The sequence below is a fragment of the uncultured Aquitalea sp. genome, from assembly GCF_945957525.1.
In the GTDB taxonomy this organism is placed as follows: domain Bacteria; phylum Pseudomonadota; class Gammaproteobacteria; order Burkholderiales; family Chromobacteriaceae; genus Aquitalea.
The window spans coordinates 243,897-264,542 of sequence record NZ_CAMFLA010000001.1; the positions used below are offsets into that span (position 1 = coordinate 243,897).

Consider the following 20,646-nt stretch of genomic DNA (forward strand, 5'->3'; position numbering starts at 1 on the left):
GTGCGTCCTACCCGATTCAAAAATCCCAACGTGGACGAAAGCCAGTTCCAGCTGCGGCTGGTGGTGGCTTACGTCTTCATGCTGCTGATGTTCTGCGTGCTGGTTGGCCGCTTTGTCTGGCTGCAGGTGTACCAGCACGACCGCTTCACCACCATGGCCAACAACAACCGCATCTCGCTGGTGCCCATCCTGCCCAATCGCGGGCTGATCATGGACCGCAACGGGGTGATTCTGGCGCAGAACTACTCCGCCTACACGCTGGAGCTGACGCCCAGCAAGATGCCGGACCTGGACGCCACCGTGGCCGAGCTGTCCAAGCTGGTGGACATCACACCGCGCGATGAAAAACGCTTCAAAAAGCTGCTGGGCGAATCCAGGGATTTCGAATCCGTGCCGCTCAAGGTGAAGCTCAGCGACGAAGAAGCTGCCCGCGTGGCCGCCAACGCTTGGCGTTTTCCCGGCGTGGAAGTGAAAGCGCGCCTGTTCCGCGATTACCCGTACAAGGAACTGACCAGCCATGTGCTGGGCTACATCGGCCGCATCAACCAGAAAGACCAGGACAGACTGGACGAAGAAGACAAGACCACCAATTACAAAGGCACCAACTACATCGGCAAGACCGGTCTGGAAAACGTGTACGAGGATGATCTGCACGGCGAGGTGGGCTTTGAAGAAGTGGAAACCGACTCGGGCGGCCGCGCCATCCGCACCCTGCGCCGTACGCCGCCGGTCAACGGCAACAACTTGAAACTGGCGCTGGACATCCGCTTGCAGGAAGTGGCCGACAAGCTGTTCGGCAATCGCCGCGGCGCGCTGGTGGCCATCGAGCCCTCCACTGGCGGCGTGCTGGCTTTCCTGTCCAAGCCGGGCTTCGATCCCAATCTTTTCATCGATGGCATCGACAGCCAGAGCTGGGCCAGCCTGAACACCGATTGGCAAAAACCGCTGATCAACCGCGCTCTGCGCGGCACCTACCCCCCCGGCTCCACCTTCAAGCCCTTCATGTCGATGGCCGCGCTGGAAACCCACTCCATCGGCATGCACGACATCCGTCCGGCGCCGGCGTTCTTCACCTTGCCCGGCTCCAGCCATCAGTTCCGCGACAGCAACAAGCGCGGTAATGGCTCAGTGAATCTGGCTCGCGCCATCACCGTGTCCAGCGACACCTTCTTCTACAAGCTGGCCTGGGATATGGGCATCGACAAGATTGCGCCCACCGTGGGCCAGTTCGGCCTGGGTCGCCCCACCGGCATCGATCTGGACGGCGAAGCTTCGGGCGTGCTGCCCACCAAGGAATGGAAAGCCAAGCGCTTTGCCCGCTACAAGGAAGAGTTCCGCCGCTGGTACCCAGCCGACGTGGTGAGCATCGGCATCGGCCAGGGTTTCAACGCCTACACCCCGCTGCAAATGGCCAACGCCACCGCCATCCTCGCCAACGACGGCGTGGCCTTCAAGCCGCATCTGGTGCAGCAAGTGGTGGACGCCAAAACCGGCAAGCCGCGCGTGATCGAGCCCAAGCCGGACCGTGTGCTGGCCTTCCGCAAGGAAAACTTCGAATACGTCAAAGGCGGTATGGAAGGCGTGCTCAAGCCCGGCGGCACCGCCTGGCGTCTGGGGGTGGGCCTGACCTACAGCATGGCCGGCAAGACCGGCACCGCGCAGGTGGTGCAGATCAAGCAAGGGGCCAAGTACAATGCCGCCGCGCTGGCCGAGCAGTACCGCGACCACTCCTGGTTCATCGCTTTCGCCCCGGTGGAGCAACCCAGGATCGCCGTTGCGGTGATCGTGGAAAACGCCGGTTTCGGCGCCGCCGCCGCCGCGCCGATCGCGCGCGGTCTGTTTGATTTCTACCTCAAGGGCAAGGTGCCGGACGCAGTGGCGGGCGATCTGAAAACCGTGCCGATGGATACTGCCGATGACTCTGCAGCCACATCTGATTAGGCGGCTGTGGCTGGCCGTGAAGGCCCCGCTGGACGGCCCGCTGATGCTGATTCTGGGACTGATCTTCGCCCTCAGTCTGGTGGTGCTGTATTCGGCCAACAACCAGGGTCTGGACAAGATCGACAACAAGCTGGTCTACACCGCGCTGTCCTTGAGCGTGATGTGGCTGCTAGCGCGCAGCCGGCCGCAAAGCGTGATGAATTTCGCGCCGCCCATTTATATCGTGGGCGTGCTGCTGTTGCTGGCGGTGCACTTCAAGGGTGTGACGGTGAACGGCTCCACCCGCTGGCTGGAACTGGGCATCACCCGCATCCAGCCCTCGGAAATCATGAAGATCGCGCTGCCGATGACGCTAGCCTGGTTCTTCCAGAAATACGAGCTTTCCATGCGCTGGTGGCACTACCTGGTGGCCGCGGTGATGATCGCCATCCCCTGCGCGCTCGTGCTCAAGCAACCTGACCTCGGCACCACCATGCTGATCGCCGCCGCCGGCTTCTTCGTGCTGTTCTTCGTCGGCCTGCCCTGGAAGGTGATTCTGGGCGGCATCGTTGCCGGCGCAGCCAGCCTGCCCATTGTCTGGAACCTACTCCACGATTATCAGCGCCGCCGTGTGATGACCATGATCGACCCGATGGAAGACCCGCTGGGCGCGGGCTACCACATCATCCAGTCCATGATCGCCATCGGCTCCGGCGGCCCTTGGGGCAAGGGCTGGCTCAACGGCACGCAGACTCACCTCGACTACATCCCGGAACGCACCACCGACTTCATCTTTGCCGTTTATTCGGAAGAGTTCGGTCTGGTGGGCAATGTGACCTTGGTCATCCTCTACACCCTGCTGATCAGCCGCGCGATGATGATCACCGCCCGCGCGCAGACACTGTACGGCCGGGTAATGGGCGGCGCCATCACGCTGTCCTTCTTTGTCTATGCATTCGTCAACATGGGTATGGTTGCCGGTATCCTGCCGGTGGTGGGCGTGCCGCTGCCTTTCGTGTCCTACGGCGGTACCGCCACGGTGACGCTGTTCATCGGCATGGGCATGCTGATGGGCATCGGCAACCAGCGCCGCTGACAACCGCCCCGTTACCTAGCACCTCGCTTCCCAGCCGATTCCGCGCATGCCGCGGGATCGGCCCGCAACAACACCAAGCCCCCTCAATGCGCTCTTGTGGCCGTTGCCGCCACACCCCCCCGCCTCGTCGCCCGCCATCTGAACATCGCGCTTGCCATCCGGCCGCTCCACACCGCTAATATAGAGCTACAACTCCAATCGAGCGTTTGCGCCATGACGCAAACCGCCACATCTACGAGGAAGACTACATGCAATTCCAGATTGATCTTTTGTTGCTGGCGCTGGCGCCGGTTTTCCTGCTGTGCATCGCCGCCGAACTGGGCTATTGGCGGCGGCATGGCCGGCCCGAAATCTACGACTGGCGCGACAGCCTGTGCAATGCCGGGCTCGCGCTCTTGCATCAGGGCGCGGACAAGCTGGCCTGGCTTCTGGTGCTGCCGCTTTATGGCTGGATCTGGCGCGAGCACCGTTTGTTTGCATTCTCCGACAGCTGGCTGAGCTTTCTGCTGCTCTTTCTCGGGCAAGATTTCCTCTATTACTGGTTTCACCGCGCCAGCCACCGCGTACGGTGGCTATGGGCGGCGCACAGCGTGCACCACAGCTCCACTCGCATGAATCTCAGTACGGCCTTCCGTCAGAGCCTGATGTATCCGGTGGCGGGCATGTGGGTATTCTGGCTGCCGCTGGCCTGGCTGGGCTTTCCGCCGGAACAAGTGGTTGGCGTGGTGCTGGTCAATCTTGCCTTCCAGTTCTTTGTGCACACCCAGGCCTTTCCCAAGCTGGGCTGGCTGGAATACGTACTCAACACGCCCTCCATCCATCGCAGCCACCATGCGCGCAACCCGCGTTATATCGATCACAATTACGCCGGCGTACTGTGCGTGTGGGATCGTTTGTTCGGCAGCTATGTGGAGGAAATCGACGCAGAGCCATGCGACTACGGCACAGTGAAACCGGTGAACAGTTTCAATCCGCTGTGGGTCAGCGTGGTGGAATGGCGCGACATGTTGGCCGAAGCCTGGCGCGCCGCCAATTGGCGGGACCGCCTGACCTTGTTGTTCGGCCCGCCGGAGGCGGCGGAACAAGTGGCCAGCCGGCTGCCATGAACAAGGCCCGGCATGCGCCGGGCCTTGTTGTGCTCTCGCTTTCCGGACAATAAAGCTCAGCTGCCATGCAACGCGGGGGATGCACAGAAGCGGGAAGGCGGCGGAATTGCCCAGCAAGTCGCAAACCCGGCCTTGCCGCATCCCGCACCCTCTCGCCCGATTGCTTTCTCAGCAAGCACAAAGGCCGCTATCGCGGCCTTTGTTGCTGCTGCACCTTGCCATGAAGGGCGGCATGCCGCCCGTCATCAATTCAGCAACAGCTCGCCATCGCGCGCGGGGATGCGCTTGCCCGGCTTGTGGTCCATGCGCACGCTGCCGGTCTTGCCGTCCAGCGAGTAACGCACCTGATAGCCCACCACTTTTTCACTGCGGGTTTCTTCGTTGTTGCAACGGTTTTCGGTGGCGGTAACCGTATCGTTCTGCTGCATGCGCTGCTGCACCTGATTACCGGCGTATCCGCCAGCCACCGCGCCCACCACTGTGGCGATCTTCTTACCATTGCCGCCGCCCACCTGATTGCCGAGCACGCCGCCCAACACGCTGCCCAGCACGGTGCCGGCTACGCGGTTTTCATCCTGTACCGGCGCTTGACGGGTAACTTGTTCGGGACGGCAGACTTCCTTGCTGCCGGTTACCGGCTCGGTGATGGCCTTGACGCTCAGCACCTTGGCGTAACTGGCATGTTTCGGCGTGGTCGGAGCGGCAGTCTGCGCCCCGGGCGAAGAGGCCGGCAGCGGCGAAGAAGCCGCCGAGCTGAGCGCGGCGGGCGCCGATGCCGCCTGCGCAAGCAGCTGCGCAGCGGGTGCGGAAGCCTGCGCCAGAGGCGCTTCGGCCCCGCGTTTGTTCAATGACTGATAAGCAGCCACGCCCAGCCCGCCGGCGATCACACCACCAGCCAGCACGCTGGCGATCAATACGGATTGTTTCATTGTTGTCTCCCTGTGGCTTGCGCCGTCTTGCAACGCGCATGGAACCACTGAGACACCAGCACCAAAGGCCAGTTGCATGCCTGTGGCATCGACAGGTAAGGCCGCGTGACAGCGTGTAAGCAGATGTATCAGAGCAGCCCACAATACTACCAGCCCCACTCTGGCTGCTGACCGCCGCGCCTTATAGCAACCAGCGCATCGCGCCGTAAACGACAAAGCTCACCACGATGGCCAGCAAGGTCTTGCCAGTTTTGAACGCCACCGCCAGCGACACCAGCGTGCCCACCAGCCAGGGATTGCCCGGGCGGATATCCAGCGTGCCGCCAGGGGCCAAGGCCATCGGCACCACCAGCGCCGACAGCACCGCCGCCGGCACATAGTGCAGTGCGCGATTCAACCAATCGGGAAAAGCCAGACGTTGGCCGAAGACCAGGAAACTGGCGCGAATGGCCACCGTCACCGCCATCATGCCCAGAATTGCCAGCCACTCATGCATGATCGGCCTCCTTGCGGCCAGGGGCGCGCTCCAGCAGCATGCCCGCCGCCACGCCCACTACGGCGGCCAGCATCAGATCCAGCTTGTAGGGCATGCCCCGCGCCAGCAAAGCGGTAAGCCCGGCGGCGCAGGCGGCACCCAGTGCCGGACGTTTTTTCAATTGCGGCGCGACGATGGCGGCAAAAGTGGCCACCATCGCGAAATCCAGCCCGAGATTGGCCAAGCCGGGAATGCTCTTGCCCAGCAGCACGCCCACCAGTGTCCAGAACAACCAGTTGCCGTACATGGCTAGCGAGGACGCCAGCCAGTAACACTCGCCCAGCTCACTGCCGCGTGAGCGGAAACGGTGCTCCACCACGGCAAAGGTTTCATCGGTAAGCCAGAACGCCAGCGGCCAGCGCCAGCGCAACGACCAGTCGCGGGCAAAGGGCAGCAGCGTGGCGCTATAAAGCGCATGGCGCAGATTGACGACGAAGGTGGTAAGCCAGATCACCGGCAGCGCCGCACCGGCCCCGATCAGACTGACAGCGATGAACTGCGACGAACCGGCGAACACCAGCAGCGACATGCCCAGCGTGGCGGCAGAGGACAAGCCCGCGCCCACCGCCAGCGTGCCGAAGATCACGCCAAACGGCGCAGCGCCCACCAGCATGGGAATGGTGTCGCGCATGCCCTCGATGAAAGCGTTGCGTGCTTCGCTCACAAGCTCTCCTCTCTCGGCCCAGGCCAGCAGTCCCGCGCGCCGGCGGCTTTCAGCGTCATGTCCGCACCCGAGGTGGCGCGCACCGGCAATCGGCTGTGGTCGAAATCATCCAGACAGTGAATGTTGACGCCGTAGTGGTCGGGCATGGCCCGCTTGCGGTGGAAAGTATAAACGCCGCAATGGCGGCAGAAGAAATGGCGAGCCGCGCCGGTATTCCAGCGGTACTCGCTCAGCGCCTCCGCGCCGGAGAGCACGCTCAATGCGCTTTCGTGCACGCGCGTCATCAGCGCATTCTTTTTTACGCACAGCGAGCAGTCGCAGGTGGTCAGCTCCAGCGGCTCGGCATCCAGCCGGAAGCGCACCGCGCCGCAGTGACAGGAACCATGATAAGGCAAGGGGACATCCTCGGCAGACAAGCAAAAACCCACAGTAGCACGCGGGCGAACTGTTCAGCTTGAACGATATTGCGCCTTGCTGGCCAGCCCGCGCTGATAGGCCGCCGGCGTCACACCCAGCGAACGGCGGAAAGCACGGGTGAAATGCGCCTGGTCGGCAAAGCCCAGCTCCTGCGCCACCGTGCCGGCCGAGCGCCCCAGTCCCAGCAGCTGACGGCCACGCGCAATGCGCAACTGATTGCGCCAGGCCACCGGCGGCAGGCCGAACTGCCGCGCAAACTGCCGGTTGAACTGCCAAGGCGACAAGCCGGCCTCGGCGGCCAGCGCCTGCAGCGAGAGATTGTCGGCCAGTCGGTCGCTCAGCAGTTGCCGCGCCCGCTCGATCCCCGGCCGCGCCGATGCCGCCTCCCGCTCGCGCACTTGCATGTGTCGCTGCACCACGCTGGCGAACACCGCCTGCAACGCGCTTTCTCGCAGCAAGGCATCCGCGCTGTCGCGCAGCAGGCAATGCAGGCGATCCAGCTCGAGCGCCAGTTGCGGGTCCTGCACCACGGTTTGCCGAAAGAAAGGGATCGCGCCGCGACGGCCGCTGATGTCTTCGGCCAAACCGGTCATCAGCGACGCGGCAGGATAAAAACCGCGATAGGCCCAGCCTTGCTGATGCGCGCACTCCCCCGTGTGCACCTCGCCCGGATTGATCAGCACCAGCGCGCCCACGCCGGCCACATGCTGGCCGCCGCGATGGCGATAGGACTGCGCGCCGGTCGTCAGCGCATTGACGACATACTCTTCGTGAAAATGCGGAGCGAAGGTCTGGCTGTGATAAAAGGCGTCCAGGCACTCCAGCGGAGCGAGATCGTCAGCGCGAAAGAAACGGGCGTATTCACGGGAGGCCATGGCAGAGAAACCGGAAAAGGGCGTTTTCCATTCTGTCACAGCCCGCCGCGGAAAACTTGAACGATCTTGCCGCCTCAGGAGCCGGCCATAAAGGTGCGAATGCCGGAACCCACAAACTGCACGCCAACACAGATCAGCAGGAAACCCATCAGCCGGGTGGCTACTTCCCGACCGCTGCGGCCCAGCCGTTGTGAAATCAGCGCCGAGGAATGCAGCACCAGCCACATGGCAAGGCAAGTACCGGCAATGGCGACGAAGGTCATGCCAAAGGCCATGGTCTTGGCCTGCCAGCCGGACAGCTCGGCGATTTCAGTTGAGATGCCAATCACCACGGCAATGGTGCCCGGCCCGCTGATGCCGGGCATGGCCAGAGGAAAGAACGCATAGTCTTCGCGCCCGGCCGGACGCGGTGCCATACCCGGGTCTTGGGTGAGGAACAACATGCGATAGCCCAGCACCGCCACCACGAAACCGCCGGCAATGCGCAAGGCGCCGTAGGAAATGCCGAAGGCAGCCATGATGAGGTTGCCGGCCAGCAGGCTCACCACCATGATGGCGGCGGCGTATACGCAGGCCCGTCGCGCCTGGTTGGCGCGGCCGCGATCGTTCATCTCCTGAGTCAGCGTGACGAACAGCGGAATCTTGGACAGCGGGTTGGTGATGGTGATCAGACTGAGCAGACCGCCGAACAAAAATTTCAGGGACAGGGTTTCAAGCATGGCATCGCGCCTGACAATGACGGGCAAGCGAGCGATTGTAAGCCGCCCCCACCCCGGCGTCAGCACGCCGCAGCCCCCGCGGGACAAAGCATGTCGCATCGGGAACATCCGCCTGCGGCAAAATGTCGCAGCACTCCCACCCGCCCCTGTGATAGCGTTGGGCCCACCTGTTTTCGGAGAGAATCATCATGCGTTATCTGGCCCTGATCGCCGGTTTGTTGTTGTCCTTCAGCGTTGCCGCGCACAGTTTCAAACTCGGCCCGCTCGAACTGGGCCACCCATGGAGCCGCGCCATGCCTGAAGCCAGCCCCAGCGGCGCGGCCTTCTTCAGCATCCGCAACACCGGCAAGGACGCCGACACCCTGTTGTCCGCCAGCACCCCGCGCGCCGAGAAGGCGGAAATCCACACTCACATCAACGACAACGGCGTGATGCGCATGCGCGAAGTCACCGACGGCGTAGCCGTGGCCCCCGGCACCACCGTCAAATTCGCCCCCGGCGGCTACCACATCATGCTGATGGGCCTGAAACAGCCGCTGAAGGCCGGCGACCGCTTCCCGCTGACACTGAAATTTGCCAAGGCCGGCAGCGTCACGGTGGACGTACAGGTGGAAGACGGCGCGGCCAGCCACTAAACCTGATCACCGTATCGAAAGGCCCGCATAGCGGGCCTTTCTTGCGTCCGCGTTGCGACAATGTGACATCGTGCATTGCAGCATGAGGGCGAGACTAGAGTATTCGCTTTACCAGCGTCATCCGCTTGGGCACACTGCACGACGGGAATGGAGTACTACTCGATCCGCCGGCAACCCTGCCTGAATACGCGCCAAGTCTGCACTAAAAGAGTCAACACGATGGAGGAGCGGGCTTCCTAGCGAAGCCTGTAAAACAAGCACAGCGACATCGGGGCCCGGCGGATTTTTTCCCATTCTGCGTTATCCTTTCAGGTTGTGAAATTCACTGTGCAACCTGCTATGCAAGTCACCACGTTTACCTCTCCTGATTGCCCGCAAGCTGCCCTTGCCATCGAATACTGCACCGGCTGCCGCTGGCTGCTGCGCGCCGCCTGGATGGCGCAGGAACTGCTCACCACCTTTGAAAAAGAGTTGGCCGAAGTGGCGCTGCGCCCCGGCACCGGCGGTGTATTCCGCATTACGCTGAACGGCGACACGCTATGGGACCGCAAGGCCGATGGCGGCTTTCCGGACATCAAGGAGCTGAAGCAGCGAGTGCGCGACCTGGTTGCGCCGGACAAGGCGCTGGGTCACAGCGACCGCCCCGCAGGCTGAACAAGGCCGTGAAGCCGCCTCGCAAGATCATCCATGTCGATTGCGACTGCTTTTACGCCGCCATCGAAATGCGCGACAACCCCGAGCTGCGCGACATTCCGCTGGCCGTGGGCGGGCGGCCGGATTCGCGCGGCGTCATCTCCACCTGCAACTATCTGGCCCGCCGCTACGGCGTGCACAGCGCCATGTCCTCCGCGCGCGCGCTGCGCCTGTGCCCAGCCTTGCGCATTTTGCCGCCGGACATGCGACGCTACCGCGAGGCCAGCCAGGCCATCATGGGTATTTATGAGCGCTACACCGACCTGATTGAACCGCTATCGCTGGATGAGGCTTACCTAGATGTCAGCGGACAACCGCATGAACAGGGCAGCGCCACGCTGATGGCGGAGGCCATACGCCGGCAAATCCGCGAAGAAGTGGGCATCACCGCCTCGGCCGGCATTGCCCCCAACAAGTTTCTGGCCAAAGTGGCCAGCGACTGGAACAAGCCCGATGGCCAGTTCCTCATTCGTCCGCGCGACGTGGACGCCTTTGTCGCCGTGCTGCCGGTGGAAAAAGTGCACGGCGTGGGCCGTGTGACGGCCGCGCATCTGAAAGAGCTGGGCATCCACACCTGTGGCGATTTGCGCGGCTGGGATCGCGCCGACTTGTTGCGCCATTTCGGCCGCTTCGGCGAACGCTTGTACGACCTCGCCCGCGGCGAAGACCACCGCCCAGTGTCAACAGACCGCCAGCGCAAATCTGTCAGTGTGGAAGAAACCTATCCGCAAGACCTGCCCGATCTCGCCGCCTGCATGAACAAGCTGCCGGAACTGGTGCAACGCCTGCAGGCCAGGCTGGAACGCGCCGGCAGCCCGCCCTTTCGCGGCCTGTCGGTCAAATTGAAGTTTGCCGATTTCAGCCAGACCACGGTGGAACAAACCGGCTTGCGCCTGTCCGCCACCGGCTTCGCCGACTTGCTGGGCATTGCCTGGCGGCGCGCCGGCAAACCGGTGCGACTGGTGGGAGTGGGTGTCAGGTTGGCCGAAGACGAGGACGGGCCGACCCAGCTTACGCTGTTCGGCCCGTCGGAAGCGGGCGCGGCCGGCTAAACGCCGGCCGCGGCAAGGGCAATCAGGCTTTTTGCTGGTTGGCGAACCACGCGTCCAACGCCGTCTGCCAGTCGGCCCAGGTCTTGGCCACGCTGGGACGCTGCCCCAATTTCAGCAGATACTCTTCAATACCCGGCAATACCGTGGTGAGGTCTTCATCCAGCACTTCACGCGTGGCGTAGGCCACAATGGGCAGCACGCTGGCGGCTGAAATATCGGCGTAGCTGAAATCCTCGCCAGCCAGCCAGGGGCCGTACTTCACCAGACGAGACAAGGCCAGCAGCACCTTTTCCACTGCGGCGCGAGCCGCTTGCCGGCCCGCGTCGTCCAGCGGTGCGCCGAACACGCGGTGACGGTACAAAGGGCCCGCCGCCGGCATCAGGTACTGGTCGATCATGGTGGACAGCTCGCGGGCATGCGCTCGGCCATTAGGGCTGGGCGGCAACAGGGCGGCGGTGGGATAGGCGTCTTCCAGCCATTCCAGGATAACCGTGGACTCGGTCAGCCAATGACCGTTGATATCGACAAAGGGAATCTTGCCCATCGGGCTCTTTTCCAGCATGGCCGGCTCTTGCGAGGGACGGGTCGGCACTTCCTGAAAGTTCACGCCCTTTTCGATCAGAGCGATCTTCACCTTGTTGCAATAGGCGGAAAACGGAACGCCATACAGCGTGATCATGCGGGCATCTCCTGGCTGACAATATGACGGCCGCGGCTCACGCGGCCCAGGGCGGCGGGCTACTGGCCGCGCCGCCTGCATTATGCACTACTTGGCCGGGTTGTTCATGGCCAGCGCCTTTTGCTGCAGGCGAGCGCGAATCTGCGCCATCATCTGCTGCGTGGCCTTCTCGCCTTCCAGCACCGCCTCGTGGCGAGCCGCGAAATCGGCCGAGCCGATGCTGAGCACCTGTGGGCGGATGACCACATCGGCCTGCTTCAACTCATTGCTCAGCGCCGCGCTGCTCATGATGTTGAGGCTTTGGTCCAGCATGGAAAACAACCCGGTAGCCTTGCCCGGCTTGGGTTTGGCGGAGATATCCACCGCAATGACAAAGTCCGCGCCCATTTCGCGCGCCGCCGATACCGGCACCGGGCTCACCAGCCCGCCGTCCACATAGCGCTTGTTGCCAATCTGCACCGGCAGGAACACATTGGGAATGCTGGCGGAAGCGCGCACCGCCTGGCCGGTATTGCCGACGCGGAACACGATCTTCTGCCCACTATCCAGCTCGGTGGCGACAATACCCAGCTGGCGCGGCAATTTTTCGATGGGGCGGTTGCCCACCTGGTTATTGATATAGGCGGCCAGCTTTTCGCCCTTGAGGAAACCCTTGGTGGACAGGGTCCAGTCAGTCAGCTCGCCCTCATCCAGCTGCATGGCCTTGCTCTGCAATTGCATGCCGTTGAGTCCGGACGCGTACAGGCTGCCCACCACGCTGCCGGCGCTGGTGCCGGTGATGATGTCGGGCACGATGCCGTTGGCTTCCAGCATTTTGATGACGCCGATATGGGCGAAACCCTTGGCCGCGCCGCCGCCCAGCGCCAGCGCAATCTTCGGCTTGGCAAGCGGTTTGGGAGGTTCGACGGGTTTGGGGGGATTGATATTGCAAGCGGCCAGCATCGACAGCAGGGCCACGGGAAGGGCGCGACGCAGCAAGGTAATCATGATAGGCGGAAGGTTCGTGTGAAAACGGAAAAGGAAGCCCATTCGATGGCGCAAGCCGTCATGGGTTCCCCGATGATAGCGCAGGCAGGAACAACAGGCGGTTGGCGTGGCGTTCACCCTCCATCTCGAACCAGGCTTCGCCCCGGTCCTGCAGCCCCATGCTCTGATAAAAAGCCAGGGCAGGCGCATTGCCGGCATACACCGTCAGCCACAATCCGCCCTCGCCATGCTCGCGCGCCGCGGCCAGGGCGGCCTGCAACAGACGTCGGCCGAAACCTTGGCCGGCAAAGCGCGGCATCACGTACAGGGTTTCCAGCTCCGCGCGGGTTTCCGGCACATTGTGCGCGGCAGCCTGCCAGCGCAGCTGGGCGTAAGCCAGCAAGTGGCCGTTGCGCTCCAGTACCCACAGCTGCCGCGAGGGATCGCTCAACACTTGCCGAAATGCTGCGGCGTTGAGCCCGGTCGCCACATAACGGGCCAGTGCAGGGCGCATGCCGTCAAGAGCGTAAGTGTGCAACCACACCAGCGTCGCCAGCGCCGACAAGCTGTCGGCATCGGCCTTGCCGGCCAGTCGCAACCGGGGTTCAGTCATGGCCCGGCTTGCCGCCCGGCCAGCTGCCCGGTTTGTGGAATTCGATCACCTGACGACCATCGGCCAAGGTCTTGCCCTTGCGTTCGTCCTTGCCCTTCCAGGCATGGCCGTATACCACTTCGTAAGTGGCGGGCAGCGCATTGTCGCGGCGGCGCGCTTCGTAAGCCTGCTCCACCTTGCGCCAGGCCTGCTTGCCCATCAGGCCGCGACCGCGCCCGGCAGTGGCGTTGTGCGCGCCAATGGCCTTCAGGTCTTTCATCACTTCGCGCGCGCCTGGATAGGTCATGACGATCTTTTCCATGTCCATCACCGGTTCGGCAAACCCCACCCGCATCAGCGCATCGCCCAGATCGTGCATGTCGATGAACTGATTGACGTGGGTGGCGGCGTCGGCGTGGCTGAAAGCCTCGCGCAGCTCGAACAGGGTATCCGGACCCAAGGTGGAAAACATCAGCATGCCTTCGGGCTTCAGTACGCGGCGGAATTCGGCGAACACGCTGTCCGGAATGTTGACCCACTGGATGGTGAGGTTGGACCAGATCATGTCCACGCTGCTGTCGGCCAAGGGCAGGCGCTCGACATCGGCGCACACTTGCCAGGGTTCGCGGCGGAACAGTTTTTTCAACAGGCCGTCTCCGGCCTGCTGACGTTCGCGCGAAGCTTGCAGCATGGCCTGGGCCAGATCCAGCTCCACCACGCGCGCCTCGGGATAGCGGGCGCGCAACCTGGCCGCGCCGTAGCCGGTGCCGGTACCGGCATCCAGAATCACTTGCGGCTGAAACTTGATGTAATCCAGCCGCTCTTCCATGCGGTCGGATACTTCGCGTTGCAGCACAGCGGCGGCGTCGTAGCTGCGAGCGGCCTTTTCAAAAGAGGCGCGCACGCGCGACTTGTCGGTATAAAACGCTTCGCTCATGCGGAGGCTTCCAGATGCGGGGTCAGCTTGGCGAGAAACTCGTCCTGATGCGACAGGAACGGAGCATGCGAAGCCTGAGGGAATTCATGCAATACGGCGTCCAGCAGGGCTTCGTTCAGCCAGCGGCCGGCGCCGATGGGGGTGATGGCGTCGCGCACGCCGAAAAACAGCGCGACGGGGCAGCTGATGCGGCCGGCCAGTTCACGGGCGTCGGCCTCCAGCAACAGGCCCAGCGCCGGCAGCAAACCTTGCGGACGACCATGGGCAAACAGCTCTTCACGCACGGCTTTCACCGTATCGCGGGCGGCCGGCGCGCCCATCATCTGCAAGGCGAGAAAGCGCTCCAGCGTTTGCTCGAACGCGGTATCGAGGCTGGCGCCCACCGCCTCGATGGCGGCGCGCTGCTGCGCATGCGGCCAGCTGTCGTCGCGCACAAAGCGCGGGCTGGTGGCCACTAGCGACAGGCTGCGCACTTTGTCGGGATGGCGGGCCGCCCAATGCTGGGCGATCAAACCGCCCAGCGACCAGCCCACCACCTGCACCGGCAGAGGAAAATGACTGTCCAAGAGATCGGCCACCGCATCGGCGTCGAAGCGCGTCATGGCGTCGGATGCGCCATGACCGGGCAAATCCACCAGATGCACGCAAAAGCGCTCGGCCAGACGGTCCGCCACGCGGGAAAACACCCCGCCATGCAGGCCCCAGCCATGCAGCATCACCACATCCGGGCCATGGCCTCGGCTTTCGACAAACAGATTCATGGACCGTTAAATGGGGGAGGCAGGCGGCTTTCGCAAGAGCGCGATGCGAAAGAAACCGCCAAAGCCGGCCTCTTCCTCATGATCGCGCAGCAAGGCCGTGGCCGACTGGATATCGCCCAGTCGGCGGTTGATGTCGGTGGCCAGCACGCGGGTCACAAGGTTGGCCGAAGCCCGCAGCAATGAGGCGCGACCGCGATCCGGCAGGAATTTGTCGAACACCACCGCCTTGCCGCCCGGTTTCAGCACCCGCTCCACCTCGCGCAGGCAGGCTACCGGATCGGGGATCACCGCCAGAATCAGATGCAGCACCACTTTGTCCATGCTGTTGTCGGGCAGCTCCAGCCGCTGCGCATCCATCACGCGCGCGTCCACCGGCAAACCCAGCGCATGGGCGCGTTCGGCCAACCTGCGCAACATGCCTTCGGATACATCCACCGCGGTCAGGCGATGGCAGCGCACCAGAAAATCCAGATCCAGCCCGGTACCCGCGCCGACAATCAGCACCTGATCCTCCGGCTGCGGGTTGAGCAGCGCAATGGCGCGCCGGCGACGCGCGGCGAAACCCTGCGCCAGCTTGTCGTATAGCGGCGCGTAGAGGTTGTAGCGCCACCGGTTGAAACGGGTGGCCAGCTCACGCCGCATGGCGGAACTCTTGTACAAAACGGGCCAGGCGCTCCCAGTCGATGGCGGCGGCCGGCGCGGGCGCGGCAAAGTAGAACCCCTGCAGCTTGCCGCAACCCATCTCTTGCAGACGCTGCAGCTGGGAAGCGGTTTCCACCCCTTCCGCCACCACGTCCAGTCCCAGCGCCTGCGCCAGCGCAAGAATGGCGCGCACGATGGCGGCGGACTCTTCCTTGCGGTCCACATCGAACACAAAGGACTGGTCGATCTTCAGCACGTCGAAGCGGTAGCGGTGCAGATAGGACAACGCGGAATAGCCGGTGCCGAAATCGTCCAGCGCCAGCTTCACGCCCAGCTCGTGCAGGGCCTGCATGACGGTGGCGGCGATATCCGGCACATCAATCAGCGCGCTCTCGGTGATTTCCAGATGCAACGTGGACGGCGGCAGCCGGTGCTCGTCGATGACGCCGCTCATCCAGGTCACCAGCTCCGGATCATGAAAGTTGGCCGAAGACAGGTTGATGTGCAGCGTGATATCCGGCCCCACCCTGGCCTCGTCCAGCCAGGCGCGCAGCTGGCGGCACGCCGCCTGGATCATGTAGCGATCCAGCCGGGTAATCAGGCCGCTCTCCTCCGCCATTGGCAGGAACATGGCCGGCGAAATCAGTCCACGCTGCGGGTGACGCCAGCGCACCAGGGTTTCGAAGCCCACCAGATGGCCGTCTCGGGCATCGATGAAAGGCTGGAAGTACGGTAGCAGCTGGTCTTCTTCTTCCAGCGCGCGGCGCAGTTCTGTTTCCAGCGCCAGCTGATCCGCCTGATTGATGCGCAGCTGGTGGTTGAACACGGTATACCCCTGCCGCCCTTGCTGCTTGGTGCAGTACATGGCGTGGTCGGCGTCGCGCAGTAGCTCATCGGCCTTGGCGTAGTGATCCTTGTCAGCCAGCACCACGCCCACGCTGGCGGTGGAAAACACCTCGCGGCCGGCCAGGATCACTGGCCGTTCGAACTCGCTGACGATGCGGCGGGCAATCATTTCGCAGCCTTCCAGCGTATCGGTGCCAAACAGCAACACAGCGAATTCATCGCCGCCCAACCGGGCGAGAAAGTCGTAATGACGCAAGCAGGCGCGGATGCGGGCGCCGGCCTCAAACAAGAGATGGTCGCCGGCCAGATGCCCCAGCGTATCGTTGACCAGCTTGAAGCGGTCCAGGTCGATGAAGATGACGCTGAAACGCGCGCCGCTGCCGTTGAGGTAGCCCTCCCAGGCACGACGCAGGGTCTTGGAAAAATAGGTGCGATTGGGCAGTTTGGTTAGCGGGTCGTGCAAACTGTCGAATTCCAGCTGGGCATTGACCGCATCCAGCTCGCTGGTGCGCTCCCGAACGCGCTCTTCCAGCTCGGCGTAGGCGTCCTGCAACTCCTGCATGGCCCGCACCCGCGCCAGCGCGGTGCCGATGTTGTTGGCGACAAACTCCAGCACTTCCTGGTCGCGGAAGCTGTAGCTGACTTCTTGCTGATAACTTTGTACAGACAGCACGCCCAGCAACTCATGACCGCAGTAAAGCGGCACGCCCAGCCAGCTCTTGGGTTGCGGCAAATAAGCATCTTCCGGCAGGCTCGGGTTCACCGCATAGGTGTCCACCAACATGGGGCGGCCGCTATGCAGCACCTGCTCGACATAGCCCTTGCCGGGCCGGCGCGACTTGGGCGAGCTGACATGCTCGTCCGCACAGTAGGGGAAGCTCAGCAGATCGGTGGTCATGTTGTACAAGGCCACCTGGCAATTGCGCGCCGGTACCATCTCCACCAGCAGGCGGTGCAGGCCGGCAAGAAAGGCTTCCAGCGACAGGCTGGTATTGGAGAGGTCGGCTATGCGGAACAGCACATCCTGGAACCGTTCGGCGCGCTTGCGCTCCGCCATCTCCGAACGCAAACGGGCATTGATGCCCTCCAGCTCGCAAGTGCGCTGCCACACCTGCCTCTCCAGCTGGCTGCGATACAACACCCGGTCGAGCGCATAGCCGACATGGCGGGCGACAAACAGGAACAGCGACTGGTCGGCCGACGTGCAAGGCGCCTGATTGGCGTAGAACTGCAATACCGCCGCGCCGATGATGGCTCCGCTGGCATTTTGCAAAGGCACGCCCATCCAGAGTTCCGGCATCGGCCCCCGCGGGGCCAGGTTTTCCAGCGCCTGCACTTCCTGTAGACGCTCGCGCGTCATGACCAGCGGCTTACCGCCGCGAATCAGCCAGCCCGTCAACGACCGCTGACTGGCCTCGTCATCCATCAAGTCCTCGGGACGCGGCGGCGTCGGGTCGATCTGGTCGGCAAAATAGGGAAAGGTGAGCGAAGTCGTTTGCTCATCGTAGAGGGCGATGTAGAAATTGCTGGCGTCCATCAACCGCATCAGCAACCGGTGCAACTGCGGCAGCAGGCTTTCCATCGAGGTGCATTCCACCGGCAACTGGCTGATTTCCAGCAAGGTGTCGTGAATGACGCGCGACTCGGCCTGCGTGGACAGCAGGCGGGCGCTTTGCAAATGCCCGGCCAGCAGTGCCGCCACGGCGGGAAGATTGTCCGGCCGCCTGCCCCGCCATACCAGCCAGCCGATGACTTCGTCCTGCGCCGTCAAAGGCGTGGCTCCGCCATCAGGCCCTGGCAAGCGCCCAGCCGACAACGCCTCAGCCGTTGTCAGAGTGTCTGCCGCCCCAACGGCGGCCAGCCTTTGCCATACGGAACCCACCAAGCCCCAGACTGCGGCGGCGGCAGGTTCGCCCTGTTGTTGCAACAGGGCCAAGGCAATGCTGGCGGCCTCCTGCTGGGTGGACAGGTAATCAGCCGTACTCTTCATGTCATTATCGTAGTATGAGTTGTCCGGAAAGTCCGGTCATGCCACGAACAGGACACGATTCCCCCGTGAATCGTCATGCCGCCAACACGGCGCTCAGCACTCTCTCCAGCTGTTCTTCACCGTGAGCCGCCGACAAGGCAAGGCGCAGACGGGCCGTCCCCTCCGGCACCGTGGGCGGGCGGATGGCTGGCACCCAGAACCCCTGCTCCTTCAACCTTGCGGCAAGCGACATCGCCTGCTCGTCGCAGCCTATGATAATGGGCTGTATCGGTGTACGGGAAGGGGCTAGCCGGAAACGTCCTTCGGCCAACCCTCGCCTTGCCTGGGCGATGCGATCCGCCAGCGCCTGGCGTCGCCAGGTCTCCTCCCGCATCACTTGCAAACTGGCCAGCACGCCGGCAGCCAGCGCCGGCGGTTGGGCGGTAGTGAAGATATAGCTTCTCGCCACATTCACCAACCACGCCACCAGCGCGGCGCTGCCGGCGACAAAAGCGCCGGCCACGCCCGCAGCCTTGCCCAGCGTGGCCATATAGATCAGCCGTTCGCCATGCAAGCCTTGCTCGGTTGCGGAACCCCGCCCCTCGCCCAATACTCCGAATCCGTGCGCATCATCGATGTAAAGCCACGAATCATATTTATCGGCCAGTTCCTGCAATTTCTTTAATGGCGCTTCATCGCCATCCATGCTGTACACCGCATCCACGGCAATCAGGCGAGTGCGTGCCGGCGTGGTAGCCAGCAAATGTTCAAGCTGTTCGAGGTCATTGTGACGAAACCGGCGAAACTCTGCCCGTGACAGCAAACAGGCGTCGTTGAGCGAGGCGTGGTTGAGACGGTCGGCAAACACGGCATCGCCACGCCCCACCAGACTGGTGATCACCGCCTGATTGGCGGCGTAACCAGAACCGAACATCAGCGCGGCCGGCATGCCGACAAAATCGGCCAACGCCGCCTCGGCTTCCTCGTGCAGGGCAAAGTGCCCGGCCACCAGATGCGAAGCGCCGCCGCCCAGCCCCCATTTTTCCAGCGCGTCCCTCACCGCACCCACCAGCCGAGGATGGTTGGCCAGGCCCAGATAGTCGTTGCTGGCAAAACCGACATAAGGCTTGCCGTCCACCACAATGTCGACCCCTTGCGGAGTCTCCAGCAGATGGCGCTGGCGGTAGCGATGCCGATCACGCAAATCCTGCAGCGCGGCGGCGATGTCCTGATGACGCATTGATTTTTTTCCGGGAAGCGAGGTTGGTCGAAAAGGCGAAAAATCATTCCTTATATATACATTTTTTTGAACCGGCTTCGGCCAACCCGCAAAACAGGGATTTCAGAGCGGCGAGAGGTCCAGTTTTTCCATCAATTGGCGATCGGCGTCCACATCAGGATTACCGGTGGTCAACAGTTTGTCTCCATAGAAAATGGAGTTGGCGCCGGCCAGGAAACACAGCGCCTGCATGGCTTCCGGCATCTCGCGGCGGCCGGCGGAAAGACGGACATAGCTCTTGGGCATGGTGATGCGGGCGACGGCGATGGTGCGGACGAATTCAGTCCAGTCAATCGGCTCGGCGCCTTCCAGCGGCGTACCACCCACCTTCACCAGGTTATTGATCGGCACCGACTCCGGCTGCGGCGCCAGATTGGCCAGCTGCGCAATGAGGCCGGCGCGATCCGTGCGCGTTTCATTCATGCCGACGATGCCGCCGCAACAAACCGACAACCCGGCCTGGCGCACCTTGCCCAGCGTGTCCAGGCGGTCTTCATACTCGCGTGTCTGGATGATGTCGCCATACTTTTCCGGCGCGGTGTCCAAATTGTGATTGTAATAGTCGAGGCCGGCATCCTTGAGTTTTTCCGCCTGCCCGTCCTTCAGCAAACCAAAAGTGGCGCAAGTTTCCAGACCCAATGCCTTCACCTCGCTCACCATGCGCAGCGTCTGTTCCAGATCGGCGTCTTTCGGACCGCGCCAGGCCGCGCCCATGCAAAAGCGGCCGGCCCCGTTTGCCTTGGCGATGCGGGCTGCGCCGATCACCTCGTCCACCGTCATCATCGGCTGGTTCTCCACCGGCGTGTCGTGATGCACCGACTGCGGGCAGTAGCCGCAGTCCTCCGGACAGCCTCCGGTCTTGATGGAGATCAGCGTCGACAGCTGCACCTTGGTCGGATCAAAAAACTGGCGATGGATTTCCGCCGCGCGAAACACCAACTCCATGAACGGCAGTCCCAGCAGGGCCTCAATATCTGCTACGGACCAGTCGGCGGACTCGGGATGGAGGGTGGCGGGGCGGGAAAACTGAATGGTTTGCGTGCTCATGACGTGACCTGGCAGGGAGATTTCCAGCGGCCGATCGGAAACAACGACCGCACAGCGGGATAAAGGACAATTGGCGGCCAAAACAGGCTGCCTGACAGTAGTTGCTCCGCATCTTGCAGGCCCACTCCCATGCTGTCAAATCTCAATATGGCATTAGTTGACAAGTGCTCAATATTTAAACAGAACTGTTTGTTGTGCAAAGCACAAAACTGCTATTTCGGTCTCTGCGATGGCTGCCGCAGAGACCTGCCGCGATTAGTTGGACCCAACTGCCCGATCTGCGCGGA

Annotated in this window: 21 protein-coding genes; 6 read left to right on the plus strand and 15 right to left on the minus strand. The window is 63.0% G+C overall.

The annotated features are described in order from the left end of the window. The 3 genes from mrdA (at window position 1) to Q0P52_RS01295 (ending at window position 4,122) form a co-directional block, all read left to right on the plus strand. Window positions 1-1,941 carry a penicillin-binding protein 2 gene (mrdA, locus tag Q0P52_RS01285; protein ID WP_293759659.1) on the plus strand — a complete coding sequence of 647 codons (1,941 nt, stop codon included), beginning with the start codon at window positions 1-3 and terminating at the stop codon, window positions 1,939-1,941. After that, window positions 1,922-3,016, plus strand: coding sequence for a rod shape-determining protein RodA (rodA, locus tag Q0P52_RS01290; RefSeq protein ID WP_293759915.1), 1,095 nt, complete (start codon window positions 1,922-1,924; stop codon window positions 3,014-3,016). Before mrdA ends, rodA begins: the two co-directional genes overlap by 20 nt. 248 nt (window positions 3,017-3,264) lie before the next feature. Then, entirely contained in the window at window positions 3,265-4,122 is an 858-nt protein-coding gene (locus Q0P52_RS01295; protein ID WP_293759657.1) for a sterol desaturase family protein, read from the plus strand. A gap of 245 nt (window positions 4,123-4,367) precedes the next feature. Here Q0P52_RS01295 and Q0P52_RS01300 read toward each other — a convergent pair whose 3' ends face one another. The 6 genes from Q0P52_RS01300 to Q0P52_RS01325 all read right to left on the minus strand — a co-directional run bounded on the left by Q0P52_RS01300 (window position 4,368) and on the right by Q0P52_RS01325 (window position 8,261). Beyond that, window positions 4,368-5,051, minus strand: coding sequence for a glycine zipper 2TM domain-containing protein (locus Q0P52_RS01300; RefSeq protein ID WP_293759655.1), 684 nt, complete (start codon window positions 5,049-5,051; stop codon window positions 4,368-4,370). Between the two features lie 181 nt (window positions 5,052-5,232). Then, window positions 5,233-5,547: an AzlD domain-containing protein gene (locus tag Q0P52_RS01305; protein WP_293759653.1), complete on the minus strand. Its 315-nt coding sequence runs from the start codon at window positions 5,545-5,547 to the stop codon at window positions 5,233-5,235. Then, window positions 5,540-6,250 (minus strand): AzlC family ABC transporter permease, encoded by a 711-nt coding sequence (locus tag Q0P52_RS01310; protein WP_293759651.1) that lies wholly within the window; start codon window positions 6,248-6,250, stop codon window positions 5,540-5,542. The genes Q0P52_RS01305 and Q0P52_RS01310 overlap by 8 nt, the downstream gene beginning before the upstream one ends. Next, window positions 6,247-6,645: a GFA family protein gene (locus Q0P52_RS01315; protein ID WP_293759649.1), complete on the minus strand. Its 399-nt coding sequence runs from the start codon at window positions 6,643-6,645 to the stop codon at window positions 6,247-6,249. The genes Q0P52_RS01310 and Q0P52_RS01315 overlap by 4 nt, the downstream gene beginning before the upstream one ends. A gap of 54 nt (window positions 6,646-6,699) precedes the next feature. Next, on the minus strand, window positions 6,700-7,542 hold the full coding sequence (locus Q0P52_RS01320) for an AraC family transcriptional regulator (RefSeq protein ID WP_293759647.1): 843 nt from the start codon (window positions 7,540-7,542) through the stop codon (window positions 6,700-6,702). A 74-nt stretch (window positions 7,543-7,616) separates the two neighbouring features. Further along, window positions 7,617-8,261, minus strand: a complete 645-nt coding sequence (locus Q0P52_RS01325; RefSeq protein WP_293759645.1) for a MarC family NAAT transporter — start codon at window positions 8,259-8,261, stop codon at window positions 7,617-7,619. Between the two features lie 188 nt (window positions 8,262-8,449). On the opposite strand from Q0P52_RS01325, the gene Q0P52_RS01330 reads away from it, so the two are divergent. The 3 genes from Q0P52_RS01330 (at window position 8,450) to dinB (ending at window position 10,641) form a co-directional block, all read left to right on the plus strand. After that, window positions 8,450-8,896 carry a copper chaperone PCu(A)C gene (locus Q0P52_RS01330; RefSeq protein ID WP_293759643.1) on the plus strand — a complete coding sequence of 149 codons (447 nt, stop codon included), beginning with the start codon at window positions 8,450-8,452 and terminating at the stop codon, window positions 8,894-8,896. Between the two features lie 339 nt (window positions 8,897-9,235). Next, a complete protein-coding gene (locus Q0P52_RS01335; RefSeq protein WP_293759641.1) occupies window positions 9,236-9,550 on the plus strand; it encodes a SelT/SelW/SelH family protein in 315 nt (104 codons plus the stop codon). Between the two features lie 8 nt (window positions 9,551-9,558). After that, on the plus strand, window positions 9,559-10,641 hold the full coding sequence (gene dinB / locus Q0P52_RS01340; protein ID WP_293759639.1) for a DNA polymerase IV: 1,083 nt from the start codon (window positions 9,559-9,561) through the stop codon (window positions 10,639-10,641). Between the two features lie 22 nt (window positions 10,642-10,663). Here the strand turns inward: dinB and Q0P52_RS01345 are convergent, their stop codons facing one another. The 9 genes from Q0P52_RS01345 to bioB form a co-directional block, all read right to left on the minus strand. Then, entirely contained in the window at window positions 10,664-11,320 is a 657-nt protein-coding gene (locus tag Q0P52_RS01345) for a glutathione S-transferase family protein (RefSeq protein WP_293759637.1), read from the minus strand. 87 nt (window positions 11,321-11,407) lie between these two features. After that, complete coding sequence (locus Q0P52_RS01350) at window positions 11,408-12,307, minus strand: patatin-like phospholipase family protein (protein WP_293759635.1); 900 nt, start codon at window positions 12,305-12,307, stop codon at window positions 11,408-11,410. Between the two features lie 58 nt (window positions 12,308-12,365). Then, complete coding sequence (locus Q0P52_RS01355; RefSeq protein WP_293759633.1) at window positions 12,366-12,899, minus strand: GNAT family N-acetyltransferase; 534 nt, start codon at window positions 12,897-12,899, stop codon at window positions 12,366-12,368. Beyond that, window positions 12,892-13,815, minus strand: a complete 924-nt coding sequence (gene bioC / locus Q0P52_RS01360; RefSeq protein WP_293759631.1) for a malonyl-ACP O-methyltransferase BioC — start codon at window positions 13,813-13,815, stop codon at window positions 12,892-12,894. Before bioC ends, Q0P52_RS01355 begins: the two co-directional genes overlap by 8 nt. Continuing rightward, window positions 13,812-14,576, minus strand: coding sequence for a pimeloyl-ACP methyl ester esterase BioH (bioH, locus tag Q0P52_RS01365; protein ID WP_293759629.1), 765 nt, complete (start codon window positions 14,574-14,576; stop codon window positions 13,812-13,814). Before bioH ends, bioC begins: the two co-directional genes overlap by 4 nt. Window positions 14,577-14,582: 6 nt before the next feature. After that, window positions 14,583-15,218 (minus strand): class I SAM-dependent methyltransferase, encoded by a 636-nt coding sequence (locus Q0P52_RS01370; RefSeq protein ID WP_293759627.1) that lies wholly within the window; start codon window positions 15,216-15,218, stop codon window positions 14,583-14,585. Then, window positions 15,208-18,054, minus strand: a complete 2,847-nt coding sequence (locus tag Q0P52_RS01375; protein WP_293759625.1) for an EAL domain-containing protein — start codon at window positions 18,052-18,054, stop codon at window positions 15,208-15,210. The genes Q0P52_RS01370 and Q0P52_RS01375 overlap by 11 nt, the downstream gene beginning before the upstream one ends. Window positions 18,055-18,127: 73 nt before the next feature. Continuing rightward, entirely contained in the window at window positions 18,128-19,273 is a 1,146-nt protein-coding gene (bioF, locus tag Q0P52_RS01380) for an 8-amino-7-oxononanoate synthase (RefSeq protein WP_293759623.1), read from the minus strand. A gap of 102 nt (window positions 19,274-19,375) precedes the next feature. Then, the gene (gene bioB, locus Q0P52_RS01385; RefSeq protein WP_293759621.1) at window positions 19,376-20,359 is read right to left on the minus strand and encodes a biotin synthase BioB; all 984 of its coding nucleotides are present in this window, start codon (window positions 20,357-20,359) and stop codon (window positions 19,376-19,378) included. Window positions 20,360-20,646: the final 287 nt, after the last annotated feature.

What these genes read in the sequence shown, in the direction of transcription:
- Q0P52_RS01295 (WP_293759657.1), top strand. Translation starts at nt 3,265, where the DNA reads ATGCAATTCCAGATTGATCTTTTGTTGCTGGCGCTGGCGCCGGTTTTC.
- Q0P52_RS01300 (WP_293759655.1), bottom strand. Translation starts at nt 5,051, where the DNA reads ATGAAACAATCCGTATTGATCGCCAGCGTGCTGGCTGGTGGTGTGATC.
- Q0P52_RS01305 (WP_293759653.1), bottom strand. Translation starts at nt 5,547, where the DNA reads ATGCATGAGTGGCTGGCAATTCTGGGCATGATGGCGGTGACGGTGGCC.
- Q0P52_RS01320 (WP_293759647.1), bottom strand. Translation starts at nt 7,542, where the DNA reads ATGGCCTCCCGTGAATACGCCCGTTTCTTTCGCGCTGACGATCTCGCT.
- Q0P52_RS01325 (WP_293759645.1), bottom strand. Translation starts at nt 8,261, where the DNA reads ATGCTTGAAACCCTGTCCCTGAAATTTTTGTTCGGCGGTCTGCTCAGT.
- Q0P52_RS01330 (WP_293759643.1), top strand. Translation starts at nt 8,450, where the DNA reads ATGCGTTATCTGGCCCTGATCGCCGGTTTGTTGTTGTCCTTCAGCGTT.
- Q0P52_RS01335 (WP_293759641.1), top strand. Translation starts at nt 9,236, where the DNA reads ATGCAAGTCACCACGTTTACCTCTCCTGATTGCCCGCAAGCTGCCCTT.
- Q0P52_RS01345 (WP_293759637.1), bottom strand. Translation starts at nt 11,320, where the DNA reads ATGATCACGCTGTATGGCGTTCCGTTTTCCGCCTATTGCAACAAGGTG.
- Q0P52_RS01350 (WP_293759635.1), bottom strand. Translation starts at nt 12,307, where the DNA reads ATGATTACCTTGCTGCGTCGCGCCCTTCCCGTGGCCCTGCTGTCGATG.
- Q0P52_RS01355 (WP_293759633.1), bottom strand. Translation starts at nt 12,899, where the DNA reads ATGACTGAACCCCGGTTGCGACTGGCCGGCAAGGCCGATGCCGACAGC.
- bioC (WP_293759631.1), bottom strand. Translation starts at nt 13,815, where the DNA reads ATGAGCGAAGCGTTTTATACCGACAAGTCGCGCGTGCGCGCCTCTTTT.
- bioH (WP_293759629.1), bottom strand. Translation starts at nt 14,576, where the DNA reads ATGAATCTGTTTGTCGAAAGCCGAGGCCATGGCCCGGATGTGGTGATG.
- Q0P52_RS01370 (WP_293759627.1), bottom strand. Translation starts at nt 15,218, where the DNA reads ATGCGGCGTGAGCTGGCCACCCGTTTCAACCGGTGGCGCTACAACCTC.
- Q0P52_RS01375 (WP_293759625.1), bottom strand. Translation starts at nt 18,054, where the DNA reads ATGAAGAGTACGGCTGATTACCTGTCCACCCAGCAGGAGGCCGCCAGC.
- bioF (WP_293759623.1), bottom strand. Translation starts at nt 19,273, where the DNA reads ATGCGTCATCAGGACATCGCCGCCGCGCTGCAGGATTTGCGTGATCGG.
- bioB (WP_293759621.1), bottom strand. Translation starts at nt 20,359, where the DNA reads ATGAGCACGCAAACCATTCAGTTTTCCCGCCCCGCCACCCTCCATCCC.